This is a genomic window from Vibrio sp. IB15 (assembly GCF_016406055.1).
Classification (GTDB): Bacteria; Pseudomonadota; Gammaproteobacteria; order Enterobacterales; family Vibrionaceae; genus Vibrio; species Vibrio chagasii.
The window spans coordinates 66,214-80,373 of record NZ_JAEFCE010000011.1 but is presented as its reverse complement, the minus strand read 5'-3'; the positions used below and the strand labels follow the sequence as shown (position 1 = coordinate 80,373).

At 45.8% G+C, this 14,160-nt stretch carries 12 protein-coding genes; 8 read left to right on the top strand and 4 right to left on the bottom strand.

From position 1 onward, the window contains the following. Positions 1-246 precede the first annotated feature (246 nt). The 4 genes from hslR (at position 247) to JC606_RS06100 (ending at position 5,616) form a co-directional block, all read left to right on the top strand. The gene (hslR, locus tag JC606_RS06115) at positions 247-633 is read left to right on the top strand and encodes a ribosome-associated heat shock protein Hsp15 (protein ID WP_004741464.1); all 387 of its coding nucleotides are present in this window, start codon (positions 247-249) and stop codon (positions 631-633) included. A gap of 18 nt (positions 634-651) precedes the next feature. Then, a complete protein-coding gene (gene hslO / locus JC606_RS06110) occupies positions 652-1,530 on the top strand; it encodes an Hsp33 family molecular chaperone HslO (RefSeq protein ID WP_061033109.1) in 879 nt (292 codons plus the stop codon). 336 nt (positions 1,531-1,866) lie between these two features. Then, complete coding sequence (pckA, locus tag JC606_RS06105) at positions 1,867-3,492, top strand: phosphoenolpyruvate carboxykinase (ATP) (RefSeq protein WP_137406363.1); 1,626 nt, start codon at positions 1,867-1,869, stop codon at positions 3,490-3,492. Positions 3,493-3,645: 153 nt separating this feature from the next. After that, on the top strand, positions 3,646-5,616 hold the full coding sequence (locus JC606_RS06100) for an AsmA family protein (RefSeq protein WP_233090127.1): 1,971 nt from the start codon (positions 3,646-3,648) through the stop codon (positions 5,614-5,616). Between the two features lie 44 nt (positions 5,617-5,660). Here the strand turns inward: JC606_RS06100 and JC606_RS06095 are convergent, their stop codons facing one another. The 3 genes from JC606_RS06095 to JC606_RS06085 are packed head-to-tail and all read right to left on the bottom strand — an operon-like array spanning position 5,661 to position 7,963. Then, complete coding sequence (locus JC606_RS06095) at positions 5,661-6,596, bottom strand: bifunctional GNAT family N-acetyltransferase/hotdog fold thioesterase (RefSeq protein WP_004741468.1); 936 nt, start codon at positions 6,594-6,596, stop codon at positions 5,661-5,663. A 16-nt stretch (positions 6,597-6,612) separates the two neighbouring features. Beyond that, the gene (gene dtd / locus JC606_RS06090; RefSeq protein ID WP_004741469.1) at positions 6,613-7,047 is read right to left on the bottom strand and encodes a D-aminoacyl-tRNA deacylase; all 435 of its coding nucleotides are present in this window, start codon (positions 7,045-7,047) and stop codon (positions 6,613-6,615) included. After that, positions 7,019-7,963 carry a virulence factor BrkB family protein gene (locus JC606_RS06085; RefSeq protein ID WP_137406365.1) on the bottom strand — a complete coding sequence of 315 codons (945 nt, stop codon included), beginning with the start codon at positions 7,961-7,963 and terminating at the stop codon, positions 7,019-7,021. The genes dtd and JC606_RS06085 overlap by 29 nt, the downstream gene beginning before the upstream one ends. A gap of 84 nt (positions 7,964-8,047) precedes the next feature. Between JC606_RS06085 and JC606_RS06080 the strand changes: the two genes are divergently transcribed. Both JC606_RS06080 and JC606_RS06075 read left to right on the top strand, forming a co-directional pair. Then, on the top strand, positions 8,048-8,689 hold the full coding sequence (locus JC606_RS06080) for a DUF2959 domain-containing protein (protein WP_137406366.1): 642 nt from the start codon (positions 8,048-8,050) through the stop codon (positions 8,687-8,689). A gap of 31 nt (positions 8,690-8,720) precedes the next feature. Beyond that, entirely contained in the window at positions 8,721-9,257 is a 537-nt protein-coding gene (locus tag JC606_RS06075; protein ID WP_198778224.1) for an AAA family ATPase, read from the top strand. 286 nt (positions 9,258-9,543) lie between these two features. Here JC606_RS06075 and typA read toward each other — a convergent pair whose 3' ends face one another. Next, the gene (gene typA / locus JC606_RS06070; RefSeq protein WP_008218470.1) at positions 9,544-11,379 is read right to left on the bottom strand and encodes a translational GTPase TypA; all 1,836 of its coding nucleotides are present in this window, start codon (positions 11,377-11,379) and stop codon (positions 9,544-9,546) included. Between the two features lie 562 nt (positions 11,380-11,941). Between typA and glnA the strand changes: the two genes are divergently transcribed. Both glnA and JC606_RS06060 read left to right on the top strand, forming a co-directional pair. Continuing rightward, entirely contained in the window at positions 11,942-13,351 is a 1,410-nt protein-coding gene (gene glnA / locus JC606_RS06065) for a glutamate--ammonia ligase (protein ID WP_004741473.1), read from the top strand. Between the two features lie 227 nt (positions 13,352-13,578). Further along, positions 13,579-14,136: a DUF4124 domain-containing protein gene (locus JC606_RS06060; protein ID WP_198778223.1), complete on the top strand. Its 558-nt coding sequence runs from the start codon at positions 13,579-13,581 to the stop codon at positions 14,134-14,136. The last annotated feature ends 24 nt before the right edge of the window (positions 14,137-14,160 follow it).

Sequence of the window (14,160 nt, the reverse complement as noted above, 5' to 3'; positions counted from 1 at the left end):
AAACTTTCAGCTTTTTTATTCATTCGTTCGATACCGAGCTTATATAAGCATAAGATCTTGAACTATATCATAGCAAATCGATAAATCGGCATTACATAGCGATTTTGCAATATGACTTGAAAAAAATGCTAGCCGCCTCCACATAAAACTTCTACCTAATGTGATAAGCATCATCAAAAACATGTTGCGCACTGTTCACTACAGTTAAACCGCATTCATTTCTCACTTAATAAGGCACAGCCCTATATGAAAACTTCTAATGAAGCTGTCAGACTCGATAAATGGTTGTGGGCAGCACGCTTTTACAAAACTCGGTCTATTGCTCGTAACATGGTCGATGGTGGCAAAGTCCACTATAATGGTCAGCGCAGCAAGCCAAGTAAGATTGTCGAACTTGGGGCAGTTATTACACTGCGCCAAGGTAATGAAGAAAAGACGGTAACGATCGAGAAAATCTCAGCCCATCGTGGTGGAGCACCGATCGCTCAAACCCTCTATGAAGAAACCACCGAGAGCTTAGCAAAAAGAGAAGAGTTTGCAAAACAGCGTAAACTGCATGCACATAACCCAGCTCCAGAGCGTCGCCCTGATAAAAAGCAACGTCGTGACATCATCAAGTTCAAGCATCAATAAGCTAGAAGGAATAGCCAAATGGCAAACAATGTTTTAAATCGCTACCTATTTGAAGACCTATCAGTACGTGGTGAATTGGTACAAATGGATGAAGCGTACCAACAGATTATTTCTAGCAAGGAATACCCAGCTCCAGTACAAAAACTGCTGGGTGAGCTATTGGTTTCAACTACGCTACTAACTGCGACCCTAAAATTTGAAGGCTCTATCACTATGCAGCTGCAAGGTGATGGCCCGGTATCTCTAGCAGTTATCAATGGCGACCATAACCAGAAGATCCGTGGTGTTGCTCGCTTTGAAGGCGAAATTGCCGACGACGCAGGTCTACACGACCTAATGGGTAAAGGCCACCTAGTGATCACTATCGATCCTAAGAAAGGTGAACGCTACCAAGGTATCGTTGGTCTTGAAGGCGACACACTAGCTCAAGTACTTGAAGGTTACTTCGCGAACTCTGAGCAGCTTAAGACTCGTCTATGGCTACGTACTGGTGAGCACGAAGGCAAAGCACACGCTGCAGGTATGTTGCTGCAAGTTATGCCTGATGGCACAGGTACTCCAAATGACTTCGAGCACTTAGAGCAACTAACAGACACAGTGAAAAACGAAGAGCTATTCTCTCTTGAAGCAAACGAACTGCTTTACCGTTTGTACAACCAAGAGAAAGTACAGCTGTTCACTCCACAACCGGTTGAGTTCTTCTGTGGTTGTTCTCGTGAACGAAGCGCAGCAGCGATCATTACCGTTGCTCAAGAAGAGATTTACGACATCCTAAGCACCGAAGGAAGCGTTGCTCTGCACTGTGATTACTGTGGCACAAACTACTCGTTCGATAAGAACGATGTTGATGCACTGTATGCAGAAGCAGCAGATAAAGGCAGCAATACGGTTCATTAATTTACGTCGTACCAAAAACACGTAATTTACCCCAAAAAGGTCAGCACTAAGCTGGCCTTTTTTGTGATCAAAATAGCGCAAACTTCGTAACATCTCGTAATAAAATCACCGCTTAATTTTAATCAATTAATAATGTTCCCGCCCCTAGCGCAAAGGTTTGCGTACAGGATAGACTAGTTAGGCCAATATGTGACGAGACACTTAAACCCCATGGTTAATATGGATATTTTTTGAGCTGTATCCCTGTTTCCCCCGAGTCTCGTTGCTAGCATGGTGAGCAGATAACAATAAAAAATTAATACAAAATCCCTACAAAATATCCTACAAGGAGCACCTATGACCGTTATGGAACATACTAAGGCTGCACAAATTGATCTAACTAAGCACGGACTTACTGGCGTTACCGAAGTTCTTCGTAATCCTAGCTACGAGCAGTTATTCGTTGAAGAAACGCTGCCTGGTTTGGAAGGCTACGAAAAAGGCGTAGTAACGGAACTAGGCTCAGTTGCTGTTGACACTGGTATCTTTACTGGCCGCTCACCGAAAGATAAGTACATTGTTAAAGATGACACGACCCGCGATACCATGTGGTGGTCAGATCAAGGCAAAAACGATAACAAACCGATCACAACTGAAGTATGGAATGAGCTAAAAGAGCTTGTAACAACTCAGCTATCTGGCAAGCGCCTGTTTGTGATTGACGGTTACTGTGGTGCTAACCCAGATACACGCTTAAGTGTACGTATTATCACTGAAGTAGCGTGGCAAGCGCACTTCGTTAAGAACATGTTCATTCGTCCAACAGACGAAGAGTTGGCAACGTTCGAGCCAGATTTCGTGGTAATGAACGGTGCTAAAACAACCAACCCTAATTGGGAAAAACAGGGCCTAAACTCTGAGAACTTCGTTGCTTTCAACCTAACAGAGCGAGTTCAAATCATCGGTGGTACTTGGTACGGCGGTGAGATGAAGAAAGGCATGTTCGCAATGATGAACTACCTACTTCCTCTGCAAGGTATTGCTTCAATGCACTGTAGTGCGAACGTTGGCGAGAAAGGCGATGTAGCGGTATTCTTCGGCCTATCTGGTACAGGTAAAACAACGCTATCAACAGACCCTAAACGTGAACTAATCGGTGATGATGAGCACGGTTGGGATGACGACGGTATCTTCAACTTTGAAGGCGGTTGTTACGCGAAGACGATCCGTCTTTCTAAAGAAGCAGAACCAGAAATCTACAATGCAATCCGTCGTGATGCACTGCTAGAAAACGTAACGGTTCGTGGCGATGGTTCTATCGATTTTGATGACGGTTCTAAAACAGAAAACACTCGTGTTTCTTACCCGATTCACCACATCGACAACATCGTTAAGCCAGTATCAAAAGCAGGTCACGCTCAAAAGGTTATCTTCCTGACTGCTGATGCATTTGGTGTACTACCACCAGTTTCTAAACTGACTCCAGAGCAAACGAAGTACCACTTCCTATCTGGTTTCACAGCGAAACTAGCAGGTACAGAGCGCGGTATCACAGAGCCGACTCCAACCTTCTCTGCAGCATTTGGCGCGGCGTTCCTAACGCTTCACCCAACTCAGTACGCTGAAGTACTTGTGAAACGCATGGAAGCAGCAGGCGCTGAAGCTTACCTAGTAAACACAGGTTGGAACGGTACTGGCAAACGTATCTCTATCCAAGATACGCGTGGCATCATCGACGCTATCCTAGATGGTTCTATCGACCAGGCTGAAACTAAGGTTATCCCTATGTTCAACCTAGAAGTGCCTCTAGCGCTGCACGATGTTGACCCAGCGATCCTAGACCCACGCGACACGTACACAGACCCACTACAATGGGAAAGCAAAGCGAAAGATCTAGCAGAGCGCTTCATCAACAACTTTGATAAGTACACTGACAACGCTGAAGGTAAGTCACTGGTTGCGGCTGGTCCACAACTCGACTAATCCAAGCATCTGCTCGGGCTAAGCCAAAAGCGAACGCCCATTTAAAACGATATTTTTGTAGCAAGCCCCTCTTTTGAGGGGCTTTTTTGTTGATGCTTGTCCCTTTTTGTTCCACTCTGTTTTAAGACTATTGAAATGTAAGGCTTTCAGGGAATGAAAAAGGTATTCATGGTGTTCGGCATTGTGTTGGCTATCGCCGTTGCGGCTATCGCAGCGTTGCTATTAAGCCTACAAACTCAATACCGTGCGGATGTTGCTAACTTTTTTATCAAACACACGGTTGACCAACCGGTGGTCATTGAAGATGTCGAGTATCAAGCGCCTTATCACATCACCCTAATGGGAATCACCTATACCCAACCAGAAAAGCAACCACCTCTGTATATCGATAAGGTCGATCTCTGGTTCAGCCCTGACTCTCTCATTGAAGCCACACTCGTCTTAGACTCTGTATTAATCAGTGGTATCCAGTTGGAAGCGAGCGATCTCGAAGCGCTCTCACCACTATTAACCGAGCAAAACCTCAAGCTCCGCCAATTGGCGCTCAATAATCTGGACTTTTCGACCAACAGCTTTAATGTGCGAGGCATCGATCTGCAGATCGCCGAGCCAACCTTTAGCAATAATCAAACACTGCTGCCTTACGGCAAAACCCAACTTTCCGCTTCGCAACTCTATTGGCAAGGCGAAGCCTTCGATAACATTCTGATCGACCTTGACCTAAAACCGAGCGACAGCACACTTTATGGCGCTTCGTTTGAATGGCGCGGTGCCAAAATTTCAGGACAAGCAGAACAGTATCAGCATGATTGGTCACTAGTGAATGTTACCGTTGATGGCTTACGCCTCAGCCAGCAGCAAACTCAGAGCCTATTAAGCAAAGTATGGGACGTAGCGGGCATTCGTATAAACCATATCAACAGCTTAGACATTTTACGCAGCGACATCGAATGGCCAAGCGGGCACCTTGCAGCCTTTGATGCTTCATTAGAAAACATCAAGTTACCTTTCGAACTGTGGAGACAACAGAAAGCGCTTTTCTCTCTGCAAGCCGAAGGAGTCACTGTTGATGATGACATGTTTGTCGAGCCAAATATCAAGCTAAGCCTAGAGCCAAACCAGATACAGATTGAAGATTTCTACGCTCAAGTCCTGCAAGGCACCGTTCAGCTCAACGGCGAAGTCACGCCCAGCAGCATTGAATTAGCGCAGCTCGATCTGCAAGGTATTAAATGGGTCACAGAAAACCAAGATCAAACTCTGCCAGCCATGCGCCTATTACCTTGGCTTAAAGAGCTTCAGCAAATCTCTATAGAACGATTGAATGTAGAACGCACCCAACTTATCCAGCTTGCACAAAAGCCTTACTGGCAAGTCTCTGGGCTGCACATTGAAGGACACCAAGTTCAACTGCTTCAAGATAGAAAGCTAGGTTTGTGGCAAGGGAAGCTGATGGCGAGCGCCAATGATGCCAGCTACAAAAATATTCTCAGCGCACAGCCTGTGGTTGAAATGAATAGCGAACAAGGGAAATGGACGCTGACACGTCTGTTTGCACCTCTCAGAAATGGCTACATTGAAGCTAATGCGACACTCGATTTTAACCAAATCAGTAAGCCATGGAGCATAGACATCTCAGCCGATGGCTTGCCTATCTCACCCATGTTGCAGCAACTCGACTTACCACTCGATGCAACAGGTTATAGTGAGTTTGAGCTTCAAGCTTCTGGTCTCTACGGTGATTCGCTCATGTTGGGCTATTCAACCACAGGTCAACTTAAAGGCAGCGTTCGCCAGGGTGTGATGACCTTTAACGATAAGCTTTCTGAAACCTCGACCGATAACGTGTTTGAAATCCCTGAACTCAGCGCGAATTTTGACCGTGGTCGCTTCACACTAGAACCGATGCACATTATTGGTGCATCGGCCGTAGAGGAAGGCTCACAAAGAGTTCAAACGCTCAATGGTGAGGCTTCTGGAGAGCTAGACCTACTCAAAGCAGAGCAACACTCTCTCTCAATTATGCTGTCCGACCCATGCAACCAAGTCTCTGGCAAACTTGATCAACCGGAGTACACAGCGATTAATAACTGCCAACAAAAAAGCGCCACTCCAAAGGAGTAGCGCTTTCAATTCATAACTCAAGCTATCATCAAGCAAGCGTGAAGTTATTCGCTCACCTTGCTGTCACTCGACAGGATCTTCTTGTAGTCAGGGATCAACATATAAGTTCCGGTAAACTCTACCGCTTCCACGTCGCCACTATGAATGGTCACGTGAATAATAATACGCGCCTTTCTGCCTGATGCAAGGCGGTCCAAGTCACCACTGATACCGTCTAAAGAAGTAGAGGCGACAGGGTTTTGCTCGACCGGATGACGGTAGCGAATATTACTGTCTGCGAGAACGATGTCACCGGTTAGGCCGCGCTCTTTCATCAGTAACCATGTCATCCCCCAGCCAGTTAAGGTTGCCAGCGTAAAAGCTGAGCCAGCAAACATGGTGTTGTGTGGGTTCAGGTTTGGATTCAGCTGAGCACTACACTCGAACTGATAACCTGTGTACTGGTTTATCTTGATACCCATCTTATCGCTGATAGGGATCTGATGCTCCCAACGCTGCTGAAGTTCATTACACCATTCAGGTTTGCGCAGAACATCTGCCATTGGATCAAGCGGCTTCACCATCTGTTGGTGACGAACAGGACCACGTTGGTCGTTAATCTCACCACGACGCTCAAAGCTGTTCTTTTCATAGAATGAAATCGCATCTTCACGCGCGTTACACACCAAGCGCTTAGCGCCCTCTTGGCGAGCCAGCGACTCTAGTGCGACTAAAATCAGTGAGCCCATGCCTTTACTACGGCGAGAGTTTTTTACCGCCATGTAGCGGATCTGACCTTCGAGATCTGGGGTGATATACAGACGACCAATCGCCATCGGACGACCTCGACCATCCACAATCATGCGATGGTGACTCATGCCATCGTATTCGTCACGCTCGGAACCCACTGGCATTCGCCAAGGTTCACGCAACATCTGCCAACGAAAATGGTAATACTTGTTCAGTTGATTTTCGGTGGTTGGGGTTATGAGTTTAAACATGCTTATTCCTTTAAGCTTAAACCTGCAGCCAGAATGTTACTGGGCCATCATTAACCAGAGACACTTTCATGTCGGCTGCAAATCGGCCACGTTCCGTTGGCAATACTGATTCACATTGGTCAGAGAAATAATTGTAAAGACGCTCGGCATCTTCTGGGTGAGCGCCACGAGAAAAGCCTGCTCGTGTGCCTTTCTTGGTGTCGGCTGGAAGTGTGAATTGAGAAACTACTAGCACCTTGCCATTCACCTGCTTCACGTTGAGGTTCATTTTATCGTCTTCATCTCCAAAGACACGATAAGTCGTCACTCGTTCCATCAAACGTTTCGCTTTGGCTTCGTCGTCACCTTTTTCTACGCCTAATAGTACTAATAAGCCTTGTTCAATCTCACCAACTACTTCGCCATCAACACGGACGGCAGCTTCACTTACTCTCTGAATCAGTGCTATCACTGTTGTTTCCTTGCTCTGTGATTTTGTCGTTATCCGTGGAGTGTACCATTATTTTTTGCGTCTCACTCCACTCTTCCTTCTCACCGAGCGCAGCCGTCACCTCAGCCCCCACCAGCACTATCAACCAGCATAAATAAACCCAAACAAACAGAATCGGGATCGCCGCCAATGCGCCATAGATCACCTGATATGAAGGGAACTGAGTGATGTAAGCAGCGAAGCCTTTCTTACTGAGTTCGAACAGTAATGCCGCCACCAAAGAGCCAGCAGCTGCATGAGAAAAGTGGATTTTCTTATTAGGTACCAATAGGTATAAACCAAAGAACGCAAAGAAAGAGAGAATCAGAGGGAGTTTGCGAATCAGAGTATTAAAAGCACTAGACACCACTTCGTTTTGCAGCAAACTTAGTGATGTCACATATGAGGTGGCTGCAATGCTCGCTCCCACCAAGATTGGCCCGAGAGTGAGCACCATCCAGTACATCGAGAAAGACAATACTGCACGTCGCTTCTCGGTCACACGCCAGATGTAGTTTAAGTTCTTATCGATATTAGAGATCAGCATCAGCGCAGCGATAAATAAGAACACACTACCAACCGCCGTCATCTTGCCCGTGTTGGCGACAAACTCCAACAAGGCACCATGCACCGCATCCCCTGACGCTGGAACAAAGTTAGTAATGATGAAGTTTTGAATCACGATACCCACATCCGCGAACACGGAAAATGATGACAAGATAGAGAGCAAAACCGTCAACATGGGTACGATTGAAAGCAAAGTAATGTACGCCAAATAGCCCGCATTCACATTGACTCGATCATGCGTCATACGCGCTAAGAGGTAGCGAAAATACTGGATACTAAGTATGCCGACCTTTCTTATCTTCAACTTGTAACTCCCTGGTAACTCGTTCATAGTTTTAATTAATAATCCGTTATACCAACCAAAGTGAGTAAGTTATTTACTACGATTGATATTATTTAACTATAGGAAACAAGGATGCCTTATTTAATAGTTATAGTCCTCTCTATTTTTACTCTTACTGGATGCCAATCCGCTTATTACTCTGCAATGGAACAAGTGGGTTATCACAAACGTGACATCATGGTCGACAGAGTAGAAGATGCAAAAGAGTCGCAGCAGGATGCTCAGGAAGAGTTTACCAGCGCACTTGAAGCGCTCAGCAGCCTGACTAATTTCAGTGGCGGCGACCTAGAAGACATGTACAACAAGATAAACGATAAATACCAAGACAGCGAAAAAGCAGCGCAAAATGTGACTGACCGAATCGCTGCGATTGAAGATGTGTCTGATGCGCTGTTTGAAGAGTGGCAAGCCGAGCTCGATCTCTACACCAGTGATTCCCTACGTCGTTCGAGTGAGCAAAAACTGCGTGAAACTAAATCGTCTTACCAAACCATGCTGTCAGCTATGAAGCGTGCAGAGAAGAAGATGGATCCTGTGCTCAATACTCTGCGCGACAACACCCTTTATCTAAAACACAACCTCAATGCGAGTGCGGTTGGTTCACTGCAAGGTGAGTTTATGAGTCTAGAAAAAGACATCGCGTACGCGATCAAACAGATGAATGCAGCGATTGCTGAGTCGGATAAGTTCCTTGCTCAACTCAATCAGAAGTAACGCCTAAAAAGACAAAACAAGATAAGCCCGTATGAATCCAATCATTATAACTGGCGGCCCTGGCACCGGAAAAACTACTCTGATTAATGCATTGGCTGATACGGGTTACCCCACCTTCGCAGAGTCCTCTCGTCAGTTAATAGAACAGCAAAGTCAGCTTGAAGGCGGTATCTTACCTTGGGTAGACCTTCCCGGCTTTGCTGAGCTTTGTCTAGGTGTAATGAGCAAGCAAAAGGGTCAAGCTAATCAACATCCGATTGCCTTTCTCGATCGCGCTATTCCGGACATTTGTGGCTATTTGGCTCAGGCTAGCCTAGAGATAGATGCGACCTACCGAGAAGCGAGCCAAGGCTATCACTCACAAGTCTTCTTCTGCCGCCCAGAGGCTTCCATTTATGTTCAAGATGAAGTGCGCCCTTATCCATTCGAAGAAGCGTTAGAGATTCACCACGCGCTGGTGAGAGTCTATCAAGAGCTTGGTTATGAGGTAGTTGAAGTGCCGTTTATGTCGGTCGCTGAGCGAGTGCTGTTCGTTGAAAGTCAGCTAGCAATCAAAGCTACGCTCTAACTTAGTGAGCATATCTTGCCTGCTGCCAGTGTATATCTAAGAGAGATTCCAGATATTTCGTTCCTCAATTCTGGAATGACGATTCGATGACAGGAAATGGATAAAAGAGAACGGGCACCGAAGATACTCACCCTCTTAGTACCTGGTTATCTCCAGTCTAAACACGCTCCTCGTATCCCGCATCTCGTTTACTCGTATCTTAGCTAACTAAAAAAACAAAAGCCCTGAGTAGCTTGGCTACTCAGGGCTTTCTTATTTACTTAGCTAGAAGCTAGTCAGCGAGCAATTAAGCTTTAGCTGGACGTGCTGCACGCTTACGTTCGTTTTCAGTAAGAAGCTTCTTACGGATACGAATGTTTTCTGGCGTTACTTCTACTAGTTCGTCTTCGTCGATGAACTCAAGAGCTTGCTCTAGAGTGTGACGGATAGGTGGCGAAAGAACCTGTGCTTCATCAGTACCAGATGCACGAACGTTCGTTAGCTGCTTACCTTTCAGACAGTTTACTGTCAGGTCGTTTGAACGGTTGTGAATACCGATGATTTGACCTTCGTATACTTCGTCTGCGTGCTCAGCGAATAGACGACCACGCTCTTGTAGGTTGAATAGTGCGTAAGTCAGAGCTTTACCGGTTGCGTTCGAGATTAGAACACCGTTGTTACGTTGACCAATTACGCCACCTTTGTGTGGACCGTAGTGATCGAACGTGTGGTAAAGAAGACCAGAACCAGACGTTAGCGTTAGGAACTCAGTTTGGAAACCGATAAGACCACGAGAAGGCATCATGAAGTCCATGCGAACACGGCCTTTGCCATCTGGAGACATATCAGTTAGCTCACCTTTACGTAGACCGATGTTTTCCATGATGCCACCTTGGTGCTCTTCAAGCACATCGATAGTCACTGTTTCAAACGGTTCTGTTAGGTTGCCATCTTCATCTTTCTTGATGATTACTTCTGGACGAGATACTGCTAGCTCGAAGCCTTCACGACGCATGTTCTCGATCAGGATAGAAAGGTGAAGTTCACCACGACCAGATACACGGAAACGGTCTGGATCGTCTGTTTGTTCAACACGTAGTGCAACGTTGTGTACTAGTTCTTTCTCTAGACGCTCAAGGATGTTACGTGAAGTTACGAACTTACCTTCTTTACCCGCGAACGGAGAAGTGTTTACTTGGAACGTCATTGTTACTGTTGGTTCATCAACAGAAAGCGGAGTCATCGCTTCAACGTTGTTCACGTCACAGATAGTGTCAGAGATTTTAAGCTCACCAAGACCAGTGATTGCAATGATGTCACCAGCGTTAGCTTGTTCAACTTCGTGACGGTCAAGGCCTAGGTAACCTAGTACAGTACCTACTTTACCGTTACGCTTCTTACCGTCAGCGCCGATGATAGATACTTGTTGGTTTGGCTTAACAGAACCACGAGTAACACGTGCAACACCGATAACACCTACGTAAGAGCTGTAATCTAGTTGAGAAACTTGCATTTGTAGTGGACCGTCAAGGTCAACAGCTGGCGCGTCTACTGTATCAACAACAGCTTGGAACAGTGGTTCCATGTCTGTACCAGTTTCGCCTTCAGTCATTGTTGCCCAACCGTTTAGAGCTGAAGCGTAAACAACTGTGAAGTCTAGTTGCTCATCAGTCGCACCTAGGTTGTCGAAAAGGTCGAATACTTGATCCATAACCCAATCAGGGCGAGCGCCTGGGCGGTCAATCTTGTTGATTACAACGATTGGCTTAAGACCGTGTGCGAATGCTTTTTGCGTTACGAAACGAGTTTGAGGCATTGGGCCGTCAACTGCGTCAACGATCAGTAGAACAGAGTCAACCATAGACATGATACGCTCAACTTCACCACCGAAGTCCGCGTGTCCCGGGGTATCTACGATGTTGATACGGTAATCATTCCAGTTGATTGCTGTGTTCTTAGCAAGAATGGTAATGCCACGCTCTTTTTCGATGTCATTCGAATCCATGACACGCTCTTCAGCTTCACCACGAGACTCAAGAGTGCCTGACTGTTGTAGCAGTTTATCAACCAAAGTCGTTTTACCGTGGTCAACGTGCGCGATGATCGCGATATTTCTTAACTTATCAATCTGTGGAGTAGACATGGATTCTCGATTCACTCATAAAAGTAGCCGCAAATGACCTCTGAAAATAGAGGAAATGCCACTAGCTTGATTAAAAAAACGGTCAATAATATACCAGATTCTAGACAAAAACCCAGAAATATGTGATCTGAACCAAGGCTTTTTTCTTAGTTAGCGATTCACATTGGCTTAACTTTGATTCAGTACAGTGTTGGCTAGCAAAATCTGTAGGATTCTAAAAAGTCTCGTACGCGAGTAACTCGCCAAAACTCCGGCTAAATAACAAAAGTGGATTGACAATGTCTGCAATTCATTGCTGAATGGTGTTCGCTTTTGTCTCATATTGGTGCATCGACAAACAAATGCACCAATATGGTGCAACCAAAGATCATTTTGGTGCAAAACTAGAGACAGGCGAAACAGCAAAACAAGTAACACATTGAAATTAATGGAATAATTTTTTTGGCACGCTTTTGGCTATAGATAAATCAGCATCGATTAATGCACTTGTTAGACATTAATCAATGCTAGTTTCAACCGAATCGAGCTAATACCAAATTAATAACACTGGAGGTTATCCAAGATGTCAGTAGAAAACGTACTATCGCTGATCCAAGAGAACGAAGTTAAATTTGTAGACCTACGCTTTACAGATACTAAAGGTAAAGAGCAGCATATCTCTATTCCTTCTCACCAAGTTGACGCAGACTTCTTCGAAGAAGGTAAAATGTTCGACGGCTCTTCAGTAGCTGGTTGGAAAGGCATCAACGAATCTGACATGGTAATGATGCCAGACGCATCATCTGCTGTTCTAGACCCATTCACAGAAGACGCAACGCTAAACATCCGTTGTGACATTCTAGAGCCTGCAACTATGCAAGGCTACGACCGTGACCCACGCTCAATCGCAAAACGTTCTGAAGAGTACATGCGCTCTACAGGTATCGCAGACACAGTTCTAATAGGTCCTGAGCCAGAGTTCTTCCTATTTGACGACGTTAAATTTGCAACTGACATGTCAGGTTCTTTCTTCAAGATCGACGACATCGAAGCAGCATGGAACACAGGTTCTGACGTAGAAGGCGGTAACAAAGGTCACCGTCCAGGCGTTAAAGGCGGTTACTTCCCAGTAGCTCCAGTTGATTCATCTCAAGACATCCGTTCAGCAATGTGTCTAGTAATGGAAGAGATGGGCCTAGTTGTAGAAGCGCACCACCACGAAGTAGCAACTGCGGGTCAAAACGAAATCGCAACTCGCTTCAACACGCTAACAACGAAAGCTGACGAAACTCAAATCTACAAGTACGTTGTACACAACGTTGCTCACGCATTTGGTAAAACAGCGACATTCATGCCTAAGCCACTAGTTGGTGATAACGGTTCTGGTATGCACGTTCACCAATCTCTAGCAAAAGACGGTGTAAACCTGTTTGCTGGTGATAAGTACGGCGGCCTATCTGAAATGGCACTTTACTACATCGGTGGTGTAATCAAGCACGCTCGCGCTATCAACGCATTTGCTAACCCATCAACTAACTCGTACAAGCGTCTTGTACCAGGCTTCGAAGCTCCAGTTATGCTTGCTTACTCTGCACGTAACCGTTCTGCTTCTATCCGTATCCCAGTGGTACCAAGCCCTAAAGCACGTCGTATCGAGCTACGTTTTGGTGACCCAGCAGCGAACCCATACCTATGCTACTCAGCAATGCTAATGGCTGGTCTTGACGGTATTAAGAACAAGATCCACCCAGGCGAAGCTATGGATAAAGATCTATACGACCTACCAGCTGAAGAAGCGGCAGAAATCCCAACAGTGGCTTACTCACTAAAAGAAGCTCTAGAGTGTCTAGACGCTGACCGTGAGTTCCTAACAGCTGGCGGTGTATTCTCTGACGACTTCATCGACTCTTACATCGACCTTAAGTCTCAAGATGTAGAGAAAGTAAACATGACAACTCACCCACTTGAGTTCGAACTGTACTACTCTGTTTAATCTCTGGTAGATAAGCTCTCTTACTGCAATCATGTAAGAATCGCTGACTAAATATTAGGCTCGCCTCGCAGGCGGGCCTTTTTTATATTCTCCCAACCTCTCCTTCTTCGTAACATGCCTTAGAAAATAGACAAAAGCCCTCAGAGGCTGTCGAGCTAAATACAATAAAATCAATAACAAACCAACGCCAAACGTGAAATCACCTAACGGTGAAAGGGGCCAACCATATGAAAAAAATACTGTTCCTGTTCGGGTTAACAGTCGCATTCTCATGCTCTGCTCAAACAGTTTATACTTGGGTAGGTGAAGATGGCGTACTTCATTTTAGTGATACACCGACAGGCAAGGGCGCTAAGTCTCTTGAGCTTCCGGATGTTCAAGCCTCAGCACCCGCACCTAAATTCGAGCCATCGAAACCCGTTGACGATCAAAGCGCCTCGGCTATTCCAAGCCAAGAGCAACCAAAAGCACAACAGACCGAGCGAGAAGTCCCAGCGCCATTAGCTCTTACTATGCTCACTCCCATTCACGACCAAACTATCCGCAGTAATCGTGGCTTCATCTCAATTCAAATCGAACTCAACCGTAAACTGGGCATTGGCGAGCAGCTGCAATTGATGCTCGATGGGCGACGCTATGGCGCACCACAAACCCAACCCAACTGGCAGTTGAAAGATATCGATCGTGGCACTCACACCATTGCAATTCAAGCACATAGAAGCGGCAAGCTTATTGCATCTACTAGTCCAGTCACCGTGTATTTACATCGAGCGACGATCAAGTAGGCCAATAGGTTAAAAGAGACTGAA